Origin of the sequence: Pseudoduganella umbonata (assembly GCF_014192225.1) — a bacterium.
GTDB classification, from domain to species: Bacteria; Pseudomonadota; Gammaproteobacteria; order Burkholderiales; family Burkholderiaceae_D; genus Rugamonas; species Rugamonas umbonata.
The window spans coordinates 1-18898 of the sequence record NZ_JACHXS010000005.1; the positions used below are offsets into that span (position 1 = coordinate 1).

General features: G+C 54.4%; 18 protein-coding genes and 2 pseudogenes. 15 read left to right on the forward strand and 5 right to left on the reverse strand.

The features are described from left to right. Window positions 1–902, reverse strand: a pseudogene (locus FHS02_RS14165) (heme utilization protein); the annotation flags it as partial. A gap of 1224 nt (window positions 903–2126) precedes the next feature. On the opposite strand from FHS02_RS14165, the gene FHS02_RS14170 reads away from it, so the two are divergent. The 7 genes from FHS02_RS14170 (at window position 2127) to FHS02_RS14200 (ending at window position 11397) form a co-directional block, all read left to right on the forward strand. After that, on the forward strand, window positions 2127–5279 hold the full coding sequence (locus FHS02_RS14170; RefSeq protein WP_229422267.1) for an SIR2 family protein: 3153 nt from the start codon (window positions 2127–2129) through the stop codon (window positions 5277–5279). Window positions 5280–5613: 334 nt separating this feature from the next. Next, window positions 5614–6519 (forward strand): AbiTii domain-containing protein, encoded by a 906-nt coding sequence (locus FHS02_RS14175; RefSeq protein ID WP_137315128.1) that lies wholly within the window; start codon window positions 5614–5616, stop codon window positions 6517–6519. A 1313-nt stretch (window positions 6520–7832) separates the two neighbouring features. After that, window positions 7833–8174 (forward strand): helix-turn-helix domain-containing protein, encoded by a 342-nt coding sequence (locus tag FHS02_RS14180; RefSeq protein ID WP_137315129.1) that lies wholly within the window; start codon window positions 7833–7835, stop codon window positions 8172–8174. 8 nt (window positions 8175–8182) lie between these two features. Beyond that, a complete protein-coding gene (locus FHS02_RS14185) occupies window positions 8183–9526 on the forward strand; it encodes a type II toxin-antitoxin system HipA family toxin (RefSeq protein WP_137315130.1) in 1344 nt (447 codons plus the stop codon). A gap of 143 nt (window positions 9527–9669) precedes the next feature. Next, complete coding sequence (locus tag FHS02_RS31220) at window positions 9670–10158, forward strand: Xre family toxin-antitoxin system antitoxin (RefSeq protein WP_229422268.1); 489 nt, start codon at window positions 9670–9672, stop codon at window positions 10156–10158. Then, complete coding sequence (locus FHS02_RS31545) at window positions 10155–10409, forward strand: RES family NAD+ phosphorylase (RefSeq protein ID WP_229422269.1); 255 nt, start codon at window positions 10155–10157, stop codon at window positions 10407–10409. Before FHS02_RS31220 ends, FHS02_RS31545 begins: the two co-directional genes overlap by 4 nt. Before the next feature lie 622 nt (window positions 10410–11031). Further along, complete coding sequence (locus tag FHS02_RS14200) at window positions 11032–11397, forward strand: hypothetical protein (RefSeq protein WP_137315131.1); 366 nt, start codon at window positions 11032–11034, stop codon at window positions 11395–11397. 195 nt (window positions 11398–11592) lie between these two features. Here the strand turns inward: FHS02_RS14200 and FHS02_RS14205 are convergent, their stop codons facing one another. Continuing rightward, window positions 11593–11790 carry a type II toxin-antitoxin system Phd/YefM family antitoxin gene (locus FHS02_RS14205; protein ID WP_137315132.1) on the reverse strand — a complete coding sequence of 66 codons (198 nt, stop codon included), beginning with the start codon at window positions 11788–11790 and terminating at the stop codon, window positions 11593–11595. Window positions 11791–12820: 1030 nt separating this feature from the next. Between FHS02_RS14205 and FHS02_RS14210 the strand changes: the two genes are divergently transcribed. The 7 genes and pseudogenes from FHS02_RS14210 to FHS02_RS32100 all read left to right on the forward strand — a co-directional run. After that, entirely contained in the window at window positions 12821–13165 is a 345-nt protein-coding gene (locus FHS02_RS14210) for an ArsR/SmtB family transcription factor (protein ID WP_137315133.1), read from the forward strand. Window positions 13166–13204: 39 nt separating this feature from the next. Beyond that, on the forward strand, window positions 13205–13735 hold the full coding sequence (locus FHS02_RS14215; protein ID WP_137315134.1) for an arsinothricin resistance N-acetyltransferase ArsN1 family B: 531 nt from the start codon (window positions 13205–13207) through the stop codon (window positions 13733–13735). 13 nt (window positions 13736–13748) lie between these two features. Further along, entirely contained in the window at window positions 13749–14228 is a 480-nt protein-coding gene (locus FHS02_RS14220) for an arsenate reductase ArsC (RefSeq protein ID WP_137315135.1), read from the forward strand. A gap of 75 nt (window positions 14229–14303) precedes the next feature. Continuing rightward, complete coding sequence (locus FHS02_RS14225) at window positions 14304–15584, forward strand: arsenic transporter (protein ID WP_137315136.1); 1281 nt, start codon at window positions 14304–14306, stop codon at window positions 15582–15584. Between the two features lie 9 nt (window positions 15585–15593). After that, on the forward strand, window positions 15594–16022 hold the full coding sequence (gene arsC, locus FHS02_RS14230) for an arsenate reductase (glutaredoxin) (protein WP_137315137.1): 429 nt from the start codon (window positions 15594–15596) through the stop codon (window positions 16020–16022). After that, complete coding sequence (arsH, locus tag FHS02_RS14235; protein ID WP_137315138.1) at window positions 16015–16731, forward strand: arsenical resistance protein ArsH; 717 nt, start codon at window positions 16015–16017, stop codon at window positions 16729–16731. Before arsC ends, arsH begins: the two co-directional genes overlap by 8 nt. A 299-nt stretch (window positions 16732–17030) precedes the next feature. Continuing rightward, window positions 17031–17170 (forward strand): annotated as a pseudogene (locus tag FHS02_RS32100) (IS66 family transposase); the annotation flags it as partial. A 226-nt stretch (window positions 17171–17396) separates the two neighbouring features. Here FHS02_RS32100 and FHS02_RS31555 read toward each other — a convergent pair. Genes FHS02_RS31555 through FHS02_RS14245 form a run of 3 tightly spaced genes read right to left on the reverse strand, consistent with a single transcriptional unit; the run spans window position 17397 to window position 18246 of the window. After that, window positions 17397–17609: a GDCCVxC domain-containing (seleno)protein gene (locus FHS02_RS31555; protein WP_137315139.1), complete on the reverse strand. Its 213-nt coding sequence runs from the start codon at window positions 17607–17609 to the stop codon at window positions 17397–17399. Between the two features lie 4 nt (window positions 17610–17613). Continuing rightward, entirely contained in the window at window positions 17614–17889 is a 276-nt protein-coding gene (merP, locus tag FHS02_RS14240) for a mercury resistance system periplasmic binding protein MerP (protein ID WP_137315140.1), read from the reverse strand. A 12-nt stretch (window positions 17890–17901) separates the two neighbouring features. Continuing rightward, window positions 17902–18246, reverse strand: coding sequence for a mercuric transporter MerT family protein (locus FHS02_RS14245; protein WP_137315141.1), 345 nt, complete (start codon window positions 18244–18246; stop codon window positions 17902–17904). A 76-nt stretch (window positions 18247–18322) separates the two neighbouring features. Between FHS02_RS14245 and merR the strand changes: the two genes are divergently transcribed. Further along, the gene (merR, locus tag FHS02_RS14250; RefSeq protein WP_221403869.1) at window positions 18323–18709 is read left to right on the forward strand and encodes a mercury resistance transcriptional regulator MerR; all 387 of its coding nucleotides are present in this window, start codon (window positions 18323–18325) and stop codon (window positions 18707–18709) included. Window positions 18710–18898 lie beyond the last annotated feature (189 nt).

Genomic DNA, 18898 nt, shown 5'->3' on the forward strand with positions numbered 1-18898 from the left:
GTCGACAGTGCAGCGATCTGCGCGGTGTTCAAGCCCGCGATCTGTGCCGAGGTCATGCCGGCCAGCTGGGCCGACGTCAGGTTTTCCAGCGCATCACTGTTCAGGGCAGCCATCTGGCCGGTGCTTAGTGCCGACAGCTGGGTCGAAGTCAGTGCCTTGATCTGGTCGGAGCTCAGTGCCGAGATCACGTTGGTCTTCAACGCGCGCAGGTCGGCCGTTTCCATGGCCTGCAGGTTGTCGGTCGACAGGGATTGCACTTGTGCGCTGGTCAGGCCAGCGGCTTGGGCCGTCGTCAGGGTCTGGATCTGCGCCGTCGTCAGGCCGGTGGTGAACAATTCCTTGTCCAGCGCCGTCAGCTGCGAAGTCGTCAGCGCGGCGATGCCCGCTGAGGTCAGGCCGGCGATCTGGGCGCTGTTCAGTTCGGCGACCACAGCGCTCTTCAGCGCGCGCACGTCAGCCGTTTGCAGGACGCTCAGGTCGTCGCTGTTCAGGGCACCGATCTGATGGGTCGTCAGCGCACCGTATTGCGCGGTCGTCAGGGCGACCAGCTGATCCGAGCTCAGTGCTCCGACCTGGTCCTGGGTCAGCGCGATGATCGCGCTTGTCTTGAATGCCGCAATGACGGAATTGCTCAGTGCCGGCAGTGCATCGGACGACAGTGCTGCCACCTGGGCCGTCTTCAGGCCGCCCACCTGGGCCGAGCTCAGGCCTGCCAGCTGGGTGGTCGACGTCAGGCTGGCGATGTTCTCTACCGTGATAGCACCGATCTGCGCCGTGGTCAGCCAGGAAAACTGCGACGACGTCAGCGCCGCCATGTCTTCAGTGGTCAAATTTGCGATGTTGGCAGTGCTGAGTGCGCGGATTGCAGCCGAACTGGTCAGGCCTGGGATGATGCTACTCATTATTTTCTCCTGGAACTTAGGATAGGAACGTGGGATGTGGGCTGATGACCAGCTGGATTACCAAAGGGAGCAGCTACCGTGATGTTGCTTATCGGAAAAAAAGGCACGGACTTTAGGCTGCAACATCGCAATTATTTGAGTCTGGATTCTCGCCATAGTGTTGATAGGCGGCATGTTTCCAGGATTCATTAAATGCTCTATGGAACGAAGTATAGGCCGATTAGTTTCCGTATAGCACTTCGCCAGACAAAAAAAAAGCCCTGGAGCAACAAAATGAGCTATTTCTTATAATTTTTGCAATAAAAATTGCTATTTTTCAATGACTAGATAGCGTGCGCTTGCTGAAGATCGTCAAGCAAACAAGGGAACCCAGTTGACGCGGAAGTATCTGTACTGCCCGCTGGGTGCGGACAAGATCAAGTCTTGCAGTGAAGATGCGCGTGGTAGCCCAGCCATTGCGGCATGTGCCAGTTGCCCGGTGTTGGCGACAACGCGAAGAACTGTGTGCATGGGCAGGCCGATGAGCCCGCGCGTGGAGCCCATGGCGCGCGAAGAACCCGGCCCCAGGGCTTAAATGACAAAGTCCCGATACTGCAAGCAGTATCGGGACCTCATGAATCCAGCGGTGTGGTTGGAATCAGAACGGTTGTGCCCAACAAAAAACGTAAACAAGCCAGCACTTGAGTAAGTATACTGACTCCTACCCCGCAGGTGGCGGACAATGTAAACAACGCATGCTTTTTGACCTGTTGTTTACACTTTCATCCTAGGGCGAAGCTCAGTCGTCAGGTGCTTAATTTTAAAGCAGCAGGCCCCACCAACAGTGTGTTCGCCTCGCGTATCTCTATGTCCTCAGAGCACGACGCTCAATCTATCTGGCATCAGGTTCGGTACAACAGCTAGTGAACGCAGTTCATTCGTAGCTTTTCCTGTGCCTCAACTGGAACGGTATGCTTCCCAGAGGCTAGCACGAGGAGTATTGTCCTACTTGCTGTCGAGTGAGTAACTCGATGGGATGAGCCCCTCCAACATCAGTTCGATGTAAATCCGGATGTTAGAGATCCGATTCCAATGTTGCGCCATTACAACTGGTTCGTTGTCATGGCGCATGAATAATTAGCGCGGCTGTACGGAGCCGTGCCGAACTTTCAAACATGCGAAAGTTGCGTTTATGCAGTGATTGTTTACTATAATTGTACGGTCGTGTGCTGACCCAGAGGCAGAATGAAGACGCAAACTGAAGTAGAGTTGGACCATGCCTATCTTTCCCTCGGCTTAGGGGTAGATGCTTTTGTACGCTCGCTTACTGTTAACCGTGGCCGTCCTGTGTGCTTCCTGCTCGGAGCCGGCGCGTCTCTCACCTCAGGAATGCCTAGCGCCGAACGGTGCATTTGGGATTGGAAGAGAGACATATTCGTTAGTAATAATCCTACTCTTCGGGAGACGGTAGGGGAGCTAAGCCTCGAGGGCACTCGTAAGCGAATCCAATCTTGGCTTGACAGGCAGGGACATTATCCTCCAGCCGGAAGTGAGAACGAATATTCTTATTTTGCCGAAACCTGTTACCCATCCAGAACCGACCGCAAGAGTTTTTTCCACGCCTACGTCAAGAAAGCTGTACCGCACATTGGCTATAGGCTTATCCCTTTACTTGTACAGGCGGGATTGCTTCGGACAATTTGGACAACAAACTTTGATGGCTTAGCGAGCCGAGCTTGCTCCGCGGCTGACGTAGTGTGTGTCGAGATTGGGATGGATTCAGCAATTCGTACCCTACGCCCACCTATTGAAGGCGAACTGCGAGTCGTCTCAATGCATGGCGATTATCGATATGACTCCCTGAAAAATACAGTTGGAGAGCTCGCTGAACAAGACGAAAACTTCAGAACAGAGCTGAGTATTGAACTGAAAGATTGTGACCTTGTCGTTCTTGGATACAGTGGCAGGGACGAATCTATAATGAGTATTCTCCGAAAGGTATATTCGTCACCAGGTGAAACACGGCTCTTCTGGTGTGGGTTTGGCGCGGAGCCCCCTAACGAAGTATCACGTCTAATCGCCGCTACGCGGAACAATGGACGGGAAGCCTTCTATGTTCCTACAGGTGGCTTCGACGATACAATAACTCGTTTATCTCTAAGTTTTCTTGATGCAAAGCACTTAGGCAATGCTAAAGAAATTATAGGTTCCTTAAGTGCATCACAGGCCCCTACTAAGCTTTTTGCATCGCCTCCAATTGAGCCAACCACATTATTTAAGAGTAATGCCTATCCAATAACCTGCCCAAGCGAGCTATTTGAAGCAAAGTTGGAATTTCCTGCCGATGTACGCCGAGGACAATGGTTGCAAGAGAAACTTAGCTCAATTCATGCATGTGGAGTAGCAACGCGAGATGGCGCATTTCTATACGGAAATCCCAGAGAACTACAGGCTGCATTGAGACACTACCTTATTGGGCAGATTGTCAGGCATGCGGTTTCCGAAACTGACATCGGCAGAGACCATCGAATTCGCTCGCTCGTACGCAAAGGCTTTCTGCTGAGCATCAAGCGTCACTTATCAACGCATGGCACAACCGCACGCGCGTGGGAAAAGGGCTCTTATGAAAGCCGCAAACAAAATGGGAAGCTTTATCATATCCACCATGCGTTACGAGCAGAAATAAATGTCATAGCCGGACGAACCTTGGCTGTTTTAATGCCAGAAGTCGTGGTATACGACTCGGCTGGTAACTTAGCCGACCTGGATACCGCAAAGATACTGCAAAATCAGGTATACGGCTATCAACATAATAATATTTTCGACCGAGACCTTCGACATTGGGTTGACCGGTTAGTGAACATTGAGATACCAGGCTTCGATGGCGGTATATTTCGGATTAAGAAGGCGCCGTGGTATGCTGGAATAAGCGAGATCGGCAAACGCCCCCTAGACGAGAACGCCCGAAGATTTGTAAAGCAATCTGGCTTGGTTGTGAATGACATGCCATTGCTGTTTTCATCTCGCAGTAGTAATACCGAAGTTAAAGACATCCACCCAATCCGGGGCTTAGTAACAAATCGCCCTTGGGATTTTAGCCTAACTTCCAATGGACTCGCACCTCAAACGGACCTAGCAGTCATATGCCCTGCGCCTGATGCAAACGTTTTTTCTCGGTTTCTTTATCAGCTTAATGAGCGAACGACTCCTCCTCAGACCGAACAGGATTACTTACTTCCGTATCCCGGTTTCACTGCTGCATTTGGTCTGCCTCTCGTTATTCCGATACCTGGTGATTCAGGATGGCAGAGTATCAATGACAATGTTGAAGGCGATCGACTCGCGGCCGCGAAGGCTCTTGCACAACGTCTATGTAGAGCATTGGACAATATACGTGCCAGTACACGCCCAGGGGCTGTAACCTTAATATTCGTTCCCTCTAGATGGGAGAGTCTTAAGGTTGTACAGGATCCCATCGAGTCATTCAATCTGCACGACTACGTCAAGGCTTATGCTGCGCGCGCGGGATTAAGTACACAGTTTTTGCGGGCTGAAACCGTGCAGTCGCCTCAGCCCTGTAGGGTCAGATGGTGGTTAGCTCTCGCCCTTTACGCGAAAGCCCTACGTACTCCATGGAGACTTGACTGTATCGATGACGAGACCGCATATGTGGGCATCGGATACAGTATTGACCAAGGCGCTGACAATGGGAGCCATATTTTACTTGGGTGTAGCCATCTCTACAGTTCACGTGGAGAAGGATTGCAGTTTCGGCTTGGCCGCCTTGAAAACTCAATTATCAAAGGCCGCAATCCATTTATGTCTGAAGACGACGCCCGGCGGACAGGTGAAACAATACGTCAACTGTTTTTCGATGCAAAAATGAAGTTGCCTTCCCGAGTAGTTGTCCATAAACGAACACGGTTCACAGAGGAAGAGCAGCGCGGCCTCTGCCAAGGCCTAGATGGTGTGAAGAACGTGGAACTCATCGAGATAAACATCGACGAGTCACTGCGTTATCTGGCATCTAAGAAGACGGATAGAGGCATGGAACCGGACACTTTCCCAGTTCCACGAGGCACAACTATTATTCTTAACGGCCACTCTGCATTGGTTTGGGTTCATGGCTCAGCTTTGAACATTCAAAATCCGAAATTTCGCTATTATCAGGGTAAGCGCCGAATTCCCGCCCCTTTATACATAAAACGCTATATCGGACAATCAGATGTCATGCAGGTTGCATCCGAAATATTGGGACTGTCCAAAATGAATTGGAATCACTTCGACTTTTACTCGCAAATGCCAGCGACTTTAACATCAGCGAACTCTATTGCACAGGTTGGCTCATATCTGAATGCATTCGGCTCTGCCGCATATGATTACCGGTTGCTTATCTAGATAGTTTTCTGAATTATAGTTCGCATTCAAATTACAAGCTTATAAGTACAGATTTTGGTGCATTCGAAACGAGCTCAAAATAACGGCACATGGAACGCTGGCGTCTCAGTAGCGGGAACTTTGCTGGCGTCGGTGCTGGCACGTTATTATGGACACCCGGGCTAACAAATGTTGCAGTAGCCGTACCCCCTATTCGCCTAGGATGTGGAAACGTTCATCGTCTCTGCTTTGCTCTCCTACGCCTACGACGAAGTTCACAATATGACTACCAAGACGCTGGTTTGGTAGCAAATACTGGACGTATACTGATGACTGCTCAAATTCCTCGACCCTAATGAAACTGCTAAACGATATTGTTGACTTGTTGATGAATGACCGTAGTTCACTCAACGAGGCACTTTTGAAGACCAAGGTGCTCTTGCATAAAATAGGCCAGCGAGAACTTGTCGATTGGGTAAACGACGAGATAAATGGTTACGAAGATACCGATGCCGTTCCTCATTACCGTCGTTTGCAAGCACGCGTATTCGGCAACGTGGCTAATAGTGCTTGGAGATATAGAGATTATCAGCTTCCGTTAATGCATTTGAGACCTAACATTCGTGACTTTCTCCAAATGGCTCCCATGGGGCAGTCACTCGGTGTTCTTGAATCCTTAGTTGGCGATGGCAAGAAGAGTCTTACTGTTCCGACGCCTCCAGAACTCTTGGGTGCGCTCAGCGAGGCTTTTGGGGGCGGTTACATGGTGCAGAATGCGTGGTCACAGATCGAACAATCACAAATAAGGCAAGTTCTGATCGAAGTGAGGTCGAGGCTGTTAGATTTCGTTTTAACGCTGCAAGCAGAAATTGGAGAAGATATGTCGGATGACGACGCAAAGAAGGCAACAGCGGGAATGGATGTGAAAGGCATGTTTCATGGGGCCGTCATGGGGGATAACGTTACTATCTTAGTTGGAAATTACAACCATCAGCAGGTCCATAATACTAATCTCAAGCAAGACAAAGCTGCATTAGCTGCCGAGCTTAAAAAAAATGGCGTGAGCCAAGAAGATATTGACGCACTGAATGAGGCAATTAACGAAGACCCAGAGCCTTCAATGCCAGATCAGTACGGGCCTGCTGTCCAGAGCTGGATGAAACGGATGCTGAACAAAGCCATAGATACCACTTGGAATATCAAGGTGGGGGCTGCGGGAAGTTTGCTCGCAACTGCTATACAGAAGTACTACGGCTTTTGAAGATAGGCGGTTTCAAGAACCAACTGCAACACTTGGTTAATGGACAGCGATCGCTGGATTATTTAGTTGCTCCATGTGAGCAGTATAGGCTTCTAGGTGAGATGCGAAGCCAAAGCGAGCGCATGGTCGCTGGTTGAGTTCCAAGCGTCAGCTACGCCGGTGTGTTCACGCCTGATGTACTCCTGGCCGCGCTGGTGAGCGGCGACGTGCCCAACGAATTCCGGACTCACACGACGCACTCTTGGACGAGGGTGCTGATCATCTACATCTGGTAGAGCGTCGCCCGGCTCAACAGGGAGTTGAAGGGGCGCCGCCTCAGCACCTTGAATGAAAGCACGTGCGTTGCTCACATTGAGTAACCGCCGGCGCTCGAGCTCGCCGCACGCTGAGCTCTTCCTCCCCGCCAGTGGCGAACTGCGTCAAAAACTCCTGCTGTGTAACTGTGCCGCCAAATTGGCCGGCTAAATCCGCTCCCACCGGGGTGGTAAGCATCATCCCACTTCTTGCTTATCGGCTCAAGATGGCAGAGACAACGCTTACCTTCACATCGCGGTCGTGGGTTCATTGCAGGAGCGTTAGTAAATGTGGCGCGATTCTGGCGCAGTTTCTCGAACCGCGCCACAAGAGCGGAAGATTTTGGCGCAGTTTCACTAACGGCGCCAACTTTTTGAAATTCGACAGTGTTAAGGAGGTTTGCAATCCCTCCACATCTCTCCACAAGCCCAAGCGAACCTCTATTGGCACCATGTGAGCGAATCCTCTGTGGCTTACTGCCAAAGCGTGGCTTATAGCCGCAAAGACATAGAGCATGGCGCCTCCTGCTAGCCAACCGAGTCGGCGCGCACTAGTGCGCCAATGTGGCGCCGGCTTGGTCATGATGGACGAGTACGTCAGCAAGCAATTGGGTGTGGCGCCAGCACGTCTTTTTATGCATTGCCATATGCGCCGGCAGTATGTGCACTGCGCCTGCGAAACCGTCGCGGTGCACTCATCCCTGCAGCGCTGATCAATGCGGCACAGGCAAGATCGCAGTAGCAACGCTACATGACTATCATGCCGGCACCACTCCCGCATTTTCAGGCTCAGCATGTGGCTGGGCCTACATTGTTAGCAAGATATCAATCTTGTCGCAAAATTTGGGGCAAAAGCTAGAAATTGTATATTTAATGGGTCATTAATATACCTAAGGTATCATATTATGAACATTTTTGGCATTTTCCAGAACGACGTGCTATACTCGTTTCCTTGCAGACTTCGGTAGTGGCGTGTTCATTTAATGATACTTTAATCGCATACGGCTTCATTTTACATACATGAAAGTTGACCAAAATAAAGTTCTTCCTACTGCGCTGCTGAAGGAAATGGAGCACATCGGCTCTCGCTTGGCTCGGTTGCGTATCGCCAGACACATGACACAAGCAGAAGCGGCAGTGCGCTCTGGCATATCTCGTACGACAGCACACCGTCTTGAAAAAGGAGATGCAGGTTTAGCTTTTGGGCAAGTATTGCGGTATCTTGACGCTCTTGCTCCAGGTACGACTCTGCTAGAACTGCTGAAAGAAGATGACCCCGCGCTAGTTGCCTTGGCTGTAAGCGAGCAACGCACACGTGTGCGCGGCCTGACGAAAAAAGAGCGGGAAAACTTGGACTTCTAAGAGAACCGATGTCGACTAAACGTGAAGTAACCGTATTTACCTGGCTGGACACGGAATTTGTTCCAGCTGGCAAGGTAGTCCTGACCGAAGACAATGAGCGTTTGCTGGCCTCAGAGTTTGCCTATGGTACGCGGTATTTAGGGCGGCCGGGGGCCCTTGAAGTCGACCCAGTTAGTCTATCGCTGAAAGACAAGGAAACATTACGGGATAAGAAAATATTCCCTGAAAACCGTCTATCCTTCTTCGGAGGCATCAGGGACGCTGCTCCGGACGCCTGGGGCCGCCGTGTAATTGAGGCCAAGCATAAGGTACCTGCAAACTCTTTGCCCGAGTCTACGTACTTGTTAGAAGCAGGTTATGAGCGCGTCGGCGCGTTAGACATCCGCGACACCCCGCATAGCGTTGCTAAAGCCGGCCATGTGCCTCTGACCAGCTTGAAATATCTTATTGAGGCTGCGGAGCGAATTGAGGAAGGACTGCCGATTCCTGCCCATCTTGAAGCCATCTTCGATGGGGGCTCGGCATTGGGCGGCGCGCGCCCGAAGGCAACAGTACGCGATGAGCATGGCGCTCTGTGGTTGGCAAAATTTTCCAGCAAGGGCGAGCGACTGGATGTCCCAGCAATTGAAGCTGCAACCTTGCGTTTAGCCCGCTTGTGCGGCATGACGGTTCCGGACGTCAAAACCGTTTCAGTTAGCAAACGTAAGGTTATGCTGATTCGGCGATTTGACCGTTACTGGGCAGCTGAACAGACCCCTCTTGCTCCTGGTGACGTGTTTAACTTATCGGCTCCCGGCGAAAGCTTGGTCGAAAAGCGTTTGGGATTTGTGAGTGGCTTAACACTTCTAGCTTGCGACGAAACCGATGCTCGAACCAAGAGCTATGGGGACTTGGCTGAAGCTATTCAAAAATATTGCCATGTGGATGTGGTGCGCGAAAACAAGAAGGAGTTGTTCGCGCGTATGGTCTATAACATCTTCGTCACTAACGACGACGATCATCTACGCAACCACGGCTTCTTGTGGGACCCTGGCCTAAAGGGATGGAGACTCAGTCCGCTTTATGATGTCATGCCCAAACCAAGCGTCTCGTTAGAACGGCGGCTGTTTCTCGAAGTCGGCCCCAAGGGTAGAGATGCAAACTTGGATAACGCGATGGAAGCGCGTGCGAAATTTGGCTTGGGCGAAAAGGATGCTGCAAACTTAATCGCCCAAGTTTGGAAAGAAGTTCGGGAGTGGAAAGCGCACTTCGAGTCTTTCGACGTAAGCGCTGAAGGCATCAAACAAATTGAGTCCGCTTTCAGGCGAATGGATGACATTGCCAGCAGACAATTACGCGCTATGCTGCCCTGACGAAAGTCAGTGTGCCGGTTGCGAGTAGCGCTCAAGCGAGCTAGCATGAACTCTCCAAGAAACCATATATGACAGCGCGCCCTCGATCTGGCAAGCCTGCTGCCAAGCGCTTAGCACCACCAACGGAAGCTAAACCCGCGGTAATGCTCGCAGCCAAGAAACGAGCACGTAAGGCAACTATGCTCAGCCTCACACCAACCGATAAAAGTGCGCAGTTCCTTGCTTGGTACAGGATGGACTTTGCCGACAGAATTCACGTCATTCGGTCAGGCGTGCCTGCGCGGAGCGTGGGGGAACTGTCCTCGATTATGGGCATGCCAAAAGAGGTGTTAATGGAATCGCTGGGCCTGTCGCGCGCCACCATCAACCGTAAAGTGCAGCGCGAGCAGACTCTCTCGCCCCAAGAATCCGAACGCTTGATGGGCATGCAGGCGCTAATCGGCCAAGTGCAGGCGATGATCGATATAAATAGTCCTCCCGAATTCGATGCCGCGAAGTGGCTGGCGACTTGGCTCACCGCTCCGCTGCCCGCGCTGGGCGGCGCGACGCCCGCGAGCTTCATGGATACGGTAGAGGGCCAGAAATACGTCAGCAATCTGCTAGAGATGGCTCAGAGTGGAGCGTATGCATGACGGTGGCGCTATGGCGGATCGGTGCTATTAAACCTAAGTATGTCGTTGATAATATGTCCGGTACAGGCGTGACGAGCACCGGCGGGCGTTGGAACCCGGTTGGCGTAGCCGTCACGTACACCTCCGAGAATATTGCGCTGGCCGCGCACGAGATTTTGTGCATACGTACGCAAGTTGCCATTGAACCGCTACTTGATGTGCCAGATGACGTGTGGGCAGCGCGTCAAGTGTTCACACCGTCGGTCAGCTGACACACGTTGCCGATGGGGGTGATTAGCGTGCGGGCGAGAGCTGGCTGCTGAGCAAGGAGTCGCTCTGCTGGTCGTGCCCTCGGTCATCGTACCGGAGGAATCAAACGTGCAGATAAATCCGCTACACCTAGATGCCGTGCGCATCATCGGCACGCCATTGCGCCGCCGGTATTACGAATCGCGCTAATTCTGGGCACTTCGAAATTCGCATCCATGGCTGCAGCTCTTCGGTAAAGTTCTGAGTAAGCCAACCTGCGAGTGCCCGCGGTGATGAAGCCCCGGATCAGCCTGTTTGCAGAGCACGGGCGCGAGGAGTCGCGCGATTGGACTCGCACCAATGACTGCCGCTGTCGGTGCATTAGTGTGCCCATGCGCGCCGCCACTACTAACGTAACCGGTCTTGCATCTGCTTGAACACACCGGGGTGTCCCAACGTGAAAACTTTGTAGACGCTTGCCATGTCGGGAATATGGTGGGCGAGAGCCGACAGGCGCACCAGACATGCGAAATACATTAACCAAGTCCACGGGCTCCTATGCGCTGGCGTACCGCCAGTACATTATCAGAAATGGCGCCTCAAGGTGCTAAAGGCGAACCATTTTAAATGATTAGGGCTATAGAAATGGAAGACGCTTCGTATGATCACGTTCCGACCGACTTCCCATTGCCTGCTTACTGGGGCGCCATTCCCGGAGCGCAGCCAAAGCTCATAATGACAAAGTACAACGGACGCTTTTATAGTCCAGGCTGTACCCCTCCTGAAATTTTTAAACGCTGGAGTGCTTGCGAAGAAATTGCTAAGCAACTGGCCAAGAAATCGATTGAGTCAAAGATTGGAAAACGTGCTCACATGTCCGAGCTTGAAATTCTTGGCCAATACTTGCCTCGACTTATTGCGACGAAGTTGACTTCAGAAGAAGAGGCTTGTTGGATTATTCGTCGCGTCGCAGCCATACTCGGCTGGCCTGTGCCTTCGTCAGCTCGATGATTTGCCACAGGCACTTACGTGCCGAGGCTATGATGAAATTATAACCAGCTGCCGCATCTGGTGCACATACTGAGTGCTTGCCATTAGCCCATCTTTTCGCCAGTCTCTAGCACTCAATTCAATAGGACACGATTCGCCATAACCGTCAACTCAGGCATAACTAAAATGCATATTGGTTTTCCATAGCACATATTTCTATAATTCAACATCACGCGCCCGGATGGCCACGCGCGGCGGATCAAAACCGATATCAACAATACTGGGTATGGCGAGCGCATCGGCGATATTCCGTGGTCTCTGTGCAAGGCGTTGATAGGTATCGAAGGTCATCAGCACGTGAGTAGGTCGTCCCTGATCTTTAATAATCACGGACTCGTTGTTCGCTGCCTGCATCGCATCGCTTGCCCTCTAGAGAAACTCTAGGCTTTACGCCAGCTCGGGCTGCTCGAGCACGAGCGTCATTGAACAGATGTCGGCCAAGAGCATGAGGGCCTGGCCGCCGGCGTCTTGGCGCGCTGCGCCGGCCTGACGCAGTACTGGCTCAAGATCATCACCCGGTGTCCTGGTAGCCACGAAGAGCGCAGCCAGGCCGACAGCACGAAAGTCTTCCAGGGCGAGTGCCGGAAGTGGGGCCGGCAATGAGGCGTCAGGGATAAGATCAGTGGATACGGCGCGGGTGGTCGGTCGTCGCGGTCGAAAACGCCAGCGTAGCCGTGTTTCACACCGCCCCCCCAGAAACGCTTGCATGATAATTAGGGTTATCATGTAAGGTTACTGATGAGCTAACCCGACAGCCCATTGAAATAGCAGCTAGCTCTCAGCTCTCGAGCTCTCGGAAGTAATTCTGTTATTTTTTCGGAAGTAAATTTGTTAGATGCCCTGTCTCGCAATCGTCTAACAGATTTCCTTCCAACGAGCCCGCCGTACCACCGACCTGGGTGCAAGCCGCTGGGCTACAGGATGGCCCGGTTTTTCGGCGAGTCGATCGGTGGGAAACTCGGCAAAGACGCACTGAATGCAGGCAGCCTTCGTCCCCTGCTTCGGCATGTGCTGAGCAACAGCGCTGTCATGATCGAACAAACATTGACGCGTTGATGAGGCGGGCATTACAGCATTGTCGATCAAATCACACCTCGATCGCGAGGGTACAAATCTAACTGTCAGCGAGCTTTGTTGCTTATTCAGACGAGGATGAGCACCGCGCGCAAATAGAGCGGCTTACTCACCAACTTGTCGAGTTCCTGTGTGATTACCGCTGCTGCAGCTAGGCTAAAGACCTCTTCGGGACGCGCGAGTGACAGCACTCCATGCATTACATGCCGCCGTCATCGACCTGTCAAGATCCTTCGATATTATTTGGAATGTCGTACAGTCTCTTGTATGATATTTCAACGATTGTTGAAACATCAAATGGAGCATGATCATGCAAACGAAGGAAGTATTAGCGGCGCTGTCGGCGCTGGCCCAAGAAAGCCGGCTGGCAGTGTTCCGACTTCTAGTGCAGGCCGGCCCCGCCGGGCTCGCGGCGAGCAAGATCGCTGAGGAACTCGACATTGCGCCCTCTTCGCTTTCCTTTCACCTGAAGGAACTGACGCACGCTAAGCTGCTGACCTCGAAACAGGATGGCCGGTTTGTGATCTATGCAGCCGAATTTTCAACAATGAACGGACTCATCGGCTTCCTGACCGAGAACTGCTGCGGTGGCGCTCCCTGCTCACTCGACGGCAATGCCATGCCCCGGCCTGAACAGCCGACCGGCCAATGCTGAGCAGGCCACACCTTGCTCATTTCCGACCAGCAGGCCCCTATGTCAACCATTGAAATCCGTCCTGCAGTGGCTGCGGATGCCGCTCGCATCTGTGCGATCTACAACCCCTATATCGCATCCACGACCATTACCTTCGAGGAGGCACCGGTGGCCGAGATGGAAATGGCCCGGAGGATCCTCGATGTCAACGAGGCCGGCCTCACTTGGCTCGTCGCGGACCTTGGTGGGGAAATAATCGGTTACGCCTACGCGACTAGATGGCGTGCCCGCCCGGCGTATCACCATTCGGTCGAGAGCACCATTTATCTCGACCCTGAAGCATCCGGCCATGGGGTCGGCGAGCGCCTCTATCGGCGCCTGCTGGACGAGTTGCATTCGCGCGGCCTGCGTGCCGTCATCGCTGGCATCGCCCAACCGAATGCTCGCAGCGTCGCCCTGCATGAGCGCCTGGGTTTCAAGAAGGTCGCGCATTTTACCGAGGTCGGATTCAAACTCGGCCAATGGGTCGACGTCGCGTACTGGCAGTTGATGCTGCCGGGCGACCGCCCCCAGCAAAGCCATTCCCTTTAATGAGAGGTTTAATATGAATGTACTTTTCCTCTGCACCGGCAACTCGTGCCGTTCCGTCCTTTCCGAAGGGACGTTTGCTCATTTCGCGCCGGCAGGCCTGAGGGCCATCAGCGCAGGCAGCCAGCCGGCTGGCCAGCTTCATCCGCGCGCTGTCGCCACGCTGAACCGCAAGGGCATTTCGACCGAAGGCTACTACAGCAAGTCGTGGGACGACCTGCCGGTCACCCCGGATATCGTCGTGACGGTTTGCGGCAGCGCCGCCGGCGAGACGTGCCCGGCGTACCTCGGCCCGGTGCTGCGCACGCATTGGGGGCTAGACGATCCGAGCCATGTCGTCGGGACCGACGAAGAGATCGAGGCGGCGTTCGAGCGCACCTACGAGATCATCATTGCCCGGCTCAACGCATTCCTCGCACTACCGCTGGAAGAACTGCGCAACGACAAGGCTCGTTTCAAGGCCGAACTGGACCGCATCGGTACCCTCGTACCCTGATGTGCGCTCGCCGCCACCGGCGGTTTCTTGACGGCGCCCATGCGCGCCGTGATTGACCTTTTTTAGGATGCCCCCGTGCTGATCGCGTTCCTGATCTTCCTCGTTACACTCATCTTCGTCATTTGGCAGCCCCGCGGCCTCGGCATCGGCTGGAGTGCTGCGGCCGGCGCACTGGTCGCCCTGCTCGCTGGCGTCATCCAAGTCGCCGACATTCCCGTGGTCTGGCACATCGTCTGGAACGCGACCGGCGCCTTCGTCGCAGTAATCATCATCAGCCTGCTGCTGGATAAGGCCGGTTTTTTTGAATGGGCTGCCTTGCACGTGGCGCGCTGGGGCAAAGGCAATGGCAAACGGCTGTTCGCCATGCTGGTCCTGCTTGGCGCAGCCGTTGCGGCGGTATTTGCCAACGATGGTGCGGCCCTGATCCTGACGCCGATCGTGATCGCCATGCTGCACGCACTGCGCTTCAATGCCCGCTCGACGCTGGCCTTCGTGATGGCCGCCGGCTTCATCGCCGACACGGCCAGCCTGCCACTGGTGGTGTCGAATCTGGTGAACATCGTCTCCGCGGATTATTTCGATATCGGCTTCGCCCGCTACGCAGCCGTGATGGTGCCAGTGAACTTCGTTTCCGTCGCCGCTACCTTGGGCGGGCTGCTGCTGTTCTTCCGCAAGGACATACCCGCCGACTACGATTTGGCGCAACTGAGGCGCCCTGACGAAGCCATTCACGACCGCGCCACGTTCATCACCGGCTGGTGGGTGCTGGGCTTGCTGCTGATCGGCTTCTTCTGGCTCGAATCACTGGGCGTGCCGATCAGTGCGGTCGCGGCGGTCGGCGCTGTATTGCTTCTGATCGTCGCAGCGCGTGGCCACAAAATTTCCACCCGTGAAGTGCTGCGCGGCGCCCCTTGGCAGGTCGTCGTCTTCTCCCTCGGCATGTACCTCGTCGTCTATGGACTGCGCAATGCGGGCTTGACTGACTACCTGACTGCCCTGCTGAACCAATGCGCCGAGTACGGCGTGTGGGGCGCGGCACTCGGCACCGGCTTCATCACGGCGATCCTGTCGTCCATCATGAACAACATGCCCACCGTGCTGATCGGCGCCCTGTCGATCGATGCCACCAGCACCCAGGGCGTAGTGCGCGAGGCGATGGTCTACGCCAACGTGATCGGCAGCGACCTGGGACCGAAGATCACGCCGATCGGCAGCCTGGCTACCCTGCTGTGGCTGCACGTATTGGACAGCAAGGGCATCCACATTTCGTGGGGCTACTACTTCCGCGTCGGTATCGTGCTGACGCTACCGGTACTGCTGATCACCCTGGCCGCACTGGCCGTTCGCTTAGCTTGAGGAGATATCATGAACGTCACCATCTATCACAACCCTGCCTGCGGTACGTCCCGCAACACACTGGGCCTGATCCGCAATGCCGGCATCGAACCCGTCGTCATCGAATACGTGCAGCATCCGCCCAACCGCGCGACGTTGGTCGAGCTGATCGACCAGGCAGGACTGACCGTGCGCGAAGCGATCCGCCAGAAAGGCACGCCTTACCTGGAACTGGGCCTGGATGACCCGGCCGTGAGCGACGAAAAACTGCTCGACGCCATGCTCGTCCACCCCATCCTGATAAACCGCCCGTTCGTCGTCACGCCGGCCGGCGTGCGGCTATGCCGCCCGTCGGAGCTTGTGCTCGACATTCTCGCCGAGCCGCAGCGCGGCGCGTTTAAGAAGGAAGACGGCGAACCGGTCATCAACGAACAAGGACAACGCATTCACCATGGATAAGATTCCCAACCTGCCGAATATTCGCGCCGACCAGCTCGACATGCCGGCTCTGCCGAAGCTGGAGCCGGTTGGCGACATGGACCATCCGCCCCGCTTCCTGCTGCTGTACGGATCGCTGCGCGAGCGTTCGTTCAGCCGCTTCTTGACGGAAGAAGCGGCGCGCATCCTGGAGCATTTCGGTGGCGAAGTCAGGATTTTCGACCCCACCGAGCTGCCAATGGCCGGCAGCGTGCCCGAGGATCATCCGAAGGTCGTGGAGCTGCGCGAGCTGTGCCTGTGGTCGGAAGGCCACGTGTGGTGCAGTCCCGAGCGGCACGGTGCCATCACGGCCGTGATGAAGAACCAGATCGACTGGATCCCGCTGGAACAAGGCGCGCTGCGTCCGAGCCAGGGGCGCACGCTGGCGGTCATGCAGGTATGCGGCGGCTCGCAGTCGTTCAACGTGGTCAACACGCTGCGCCTGCTGGGCCGGTGGATGCGCATGTTCACAATCCCGAACCAGTCATCGGTGCCGATGGCATACAAGGAGTTCGATGAAGAGGGCCGCATGCGTCCTTCCGCTTACTACGACCGGGTGGTCGATGTGATGGAAGAGCTGTTCAAGATCACGCTGCTGATGCGCAGCCGCACCGATTACCTGACGGATCGGTACAGCGAGCGTAGTGAGCGGGCGATGAAGGCGATTGACCGGCAAATTCGGCAGATTTGATAGGTGGACAGGCTGACTGCTGGGGCGTCGCAAGCGCAACTACCGACGACAGGCATCATTACACGGGCACGCTGTCGCGATGTAAATTTTGAGCACTAGATATCGCACTTCCATCGAGCGGAAACCTGCACTGGTCTAACAACCTTAGTTCATGCGGCAGCCATCTAACACATTTACTTCCAAATTTCGGAAGTAAATCTGTTAGATGGTGTCGTCTGATCGATGGCGTCTGCTAGGGAGCCGGCCGGCAGCGATCTCACAATTTTGCTTCCGAGAGCTGCTCTCGGAAGTAATCTACAAACGTGCATGTGGCAAAATATGCCGATCACCTGCCACTCTATCGCCAGAGTGTTATCCAAGCGCGCGAAGCTCAGCGCAGCCGCTTGGCCGTTTGGAGAGGTGCCCAAGCACGCTGCTGCGCCCGCTCAGTGATGCGCTGGGACGACGCAATTGCCTGTGCGCCAGCGCCGTCAACGGTGGCGAAAGCGTCGCTGCATTTGCGAGCTGATCGGAAGGCTAGGCTGAACGGTATCGATCCAGCAACCCGGGTGCGATATGTGCTAACGCATATCACAGACTATCCGGTTATGTGCATTGACGAGTTCTTGTCTTGAAGTGCACCAGATTGCGGTAGCCAGCAAAAGCCAAATACCTAGAGAGGTCTGCTAGCGGCAGCAGGGGCGCTCCAGCTGAATCGGCGGGCATTTGACCGTACCGTATGAGCAATAGACGCAGCAGTCGCCGCCCTTTGGGCGCAGCACAACTGCACAGCCTCCACACTCGTAATAGAACTGGCACGCGTCAGTCGGCATGGTTTCTTGTTTGCTCTGCCCACACTGCGGACAGGTCAGGACCGATTTTAGAATTGGGTCGGTCATGACATCACTTCCTGACAGTCGAAGGGAAGCCAGCGTCCGTCGTCGCTTTGGTCAGCATTGCAACGGTGGCTTTGGCCGTATCTATGTGAACGGTGGCCGTCTTGTGCTCGAAATCGATCTTCACGTCCCTTACACCAGCAACTTGCTGAAGTGCCTTCTTGACGGTGATCGGGCATGTAGCACAGGTCATGTTCTGCACGTTAAGCGTGAGAACCTCTGGCGTCGCGGCGATAGCCGATCCGCTTAGCAACAGCGCGGCAACAAAAGTCAAAAGACGCATCGGGAAATCCTTTCAATAGAACAATGGGGCGTACAAAGGCAACGCGAGTAACAGTATCACTGGCAAGGCTATAAGCCAGAACATGAGCCGCTGGTTCCTTATGACGCGTTCAGTAGCGCAGGTGTCACCAGGTGCACATTCTCGCCGACGCAGGTATAAATTGTAGAAGGCAGCACCTAGGAACAGCGCGGTCAAGGAAGTAAGGTACGGACTATAGGGTTCGAACGCAATGAGGTGAGACGCCCAGCCGCCGCCCACACCGAGCAATATGAGAATGAGCGGGCCGGCGCAACATGCCGAGGCGCCAAGTGCCGCAAGCACGCCCGCGACCAGAGATCTCTTCGTTCCGAATGCCATGTCCACTCCAGCTAGCTATACATAAAATAGGATAAACTCCGTACCCATATACGGAGTCAAGTACGTGACTGAGAAAATGACCATCAGCCGCTTGGCAAGCGCAGCAGGGGTGAACGTGGAAACGGTCCGGTTCTATCAAAAAAGCGGCCTAATCGACGAACCTGCCCGGCCGTACAGCGGCTACCGCACCTACGGGAGCGACGATGCGCGCCGGATTCGCTTCATCAAGCGAGCGCAGCTCCTTGGCTTCACGCTCGACGAAATTGCGAGCTTGTTGAAGCTGGAGGGCTCGCAAACCTGTGCCAGTACGCGCGATCTCGCGGCACGTAAGCTCGCCATGGTAGAGGCAAAATTAAGCGACCTGCTTGCAATGAAGACCGCGCTCGCAACTATGGTCTCCCGCTGCGATAGCGAACACCCTGGCGCAAATTGCCCAATAATTCAGACACTAATCGACGACTGATTCCGCTAAATTGTGAGTGGAGAGTCAATCACAGGGTGAACAACGCTCACTGCGAAACTTCGAGGGCACAGCGTTTAACTAGGACGGTAGTAGACGCAGACATGTGGACTTAACGGACTGACGGTGAAGGTAAAGGAGGGACTGCCACACAGTCGGCGATATGAAAATCGATCCTTCAATACTTCTACC

Coding starts and splice junctions, on each gene's coding strand:
- FHS02_RS14170 (WP_229422267.1), top strand. CDS start 2,127: ATGAAGACGCAAACTGAAGTAGAGTTGGACCATGCCTATCTTTCCCTC.
- FHS02_RS14175 (WP_137315128.1), top strand. CDS start 5,614: ATGAAACTGCTAAACGATATTGTTGACTTGTTGATGAATGACCGTAGT.
- FHS02_RS14180 (WP_137315129.1), top strand. CDS start 7,833: ATGAAAGTTGACCAAAATAAAGTTCTTCCTACTGCGCTGCTGAAGGAA.
- FHS02_RS14185 (WP_137315130.1), top strand. CDS start 8,183: ATGTCGACTAAACGTGAAGTAACCGTATTTACCTGGCTGGACACGGAA.
- FHS02_RS31220 (WP_229422268.1), top strand. CDS start 9,670: ATGCTCGCAGCCAAGAAACGAGCACGTAAGGCAACTATGCTCAGCCTC.
- FHS02_RS31545 (WP_229422269.1), top strand. CDS start 10,155: ATGACGGTGGCGCTATGGCGGATCGGTGCTATTAAACCTAAGTATGTC.
- FHS02_RS14200 (WP_137315131.1), top strand. CDS start 11,032: ATGGAAGACGCTTCGTATGATCACGTTCCGACCGACTTCCCATTGCCT.
- FHS02_RS14205 (WP_137315132.1), bottom strand. CDS start 11,790: ATGCAGGCAGCGAACAACGAGTCCGTGATTATTAAAGATCAGGGACGA.
- FHS02_RS14210 (WP_137315133.1), top strand. CDS start 12,821: ATGCAAACGAAGGAAGTATTAGCGGCGCTGTCGGCGCTGGCCCAAGAA.
- FHS02_RS14215 (WP_137315134.1), top strand. CDS start 13,205: ATGTCAACCATTGAAATCCGTCCTGCAGTGGCTGCGGATGCCGCTCGC.
- FHS02_RS14220 (WP_137315135.1), top strand. CDS start 13,749: ATGAATGTACTTTTCCTCTGCACCGGCAACTCGTGCCGTTCCGTCCTT.
- arsC (WP_137315137.1), top strand. CDS start 15,594: ATGAACGTCACCATCTATCACAACCCTGCCTGCGGTACGTCCCGCAAC.
- arsH (WP_137315138.1), top strand. CDS start 16,015: ATGGATAAGATTCCCAACCTGCCGAATATTCGCGCCGACCAGCTCGAC.
- FHS02_RS31555 (WP_137315139.1), bottom strand. CDS start 17,609: ATGACCGACCCAATTCTAAAATCGGTCCTGACCTGTCCGCAGTGTGGG.
- merP (WP_137315140.1), bottom strand. CDS start 17,889: ATGCGTCTTTTGACTTTTGTTGCCGCGCTGTTGCTAAGCGGATCGGCT.
- FHS02_RS14245 (WP_137315141.1), bottom strand. CDS start 18,246: ATGGCATTCGGAACGAAGAGATCTCTGGTCGCGGGCGTGCTTGCGGCA.
- merR (WP_221403869.1), top strand. CDS start 18,323: ATGACCATCAGCCGCTTGGCAAGCGCAGCAGGGGTGAACGTGGAAACG.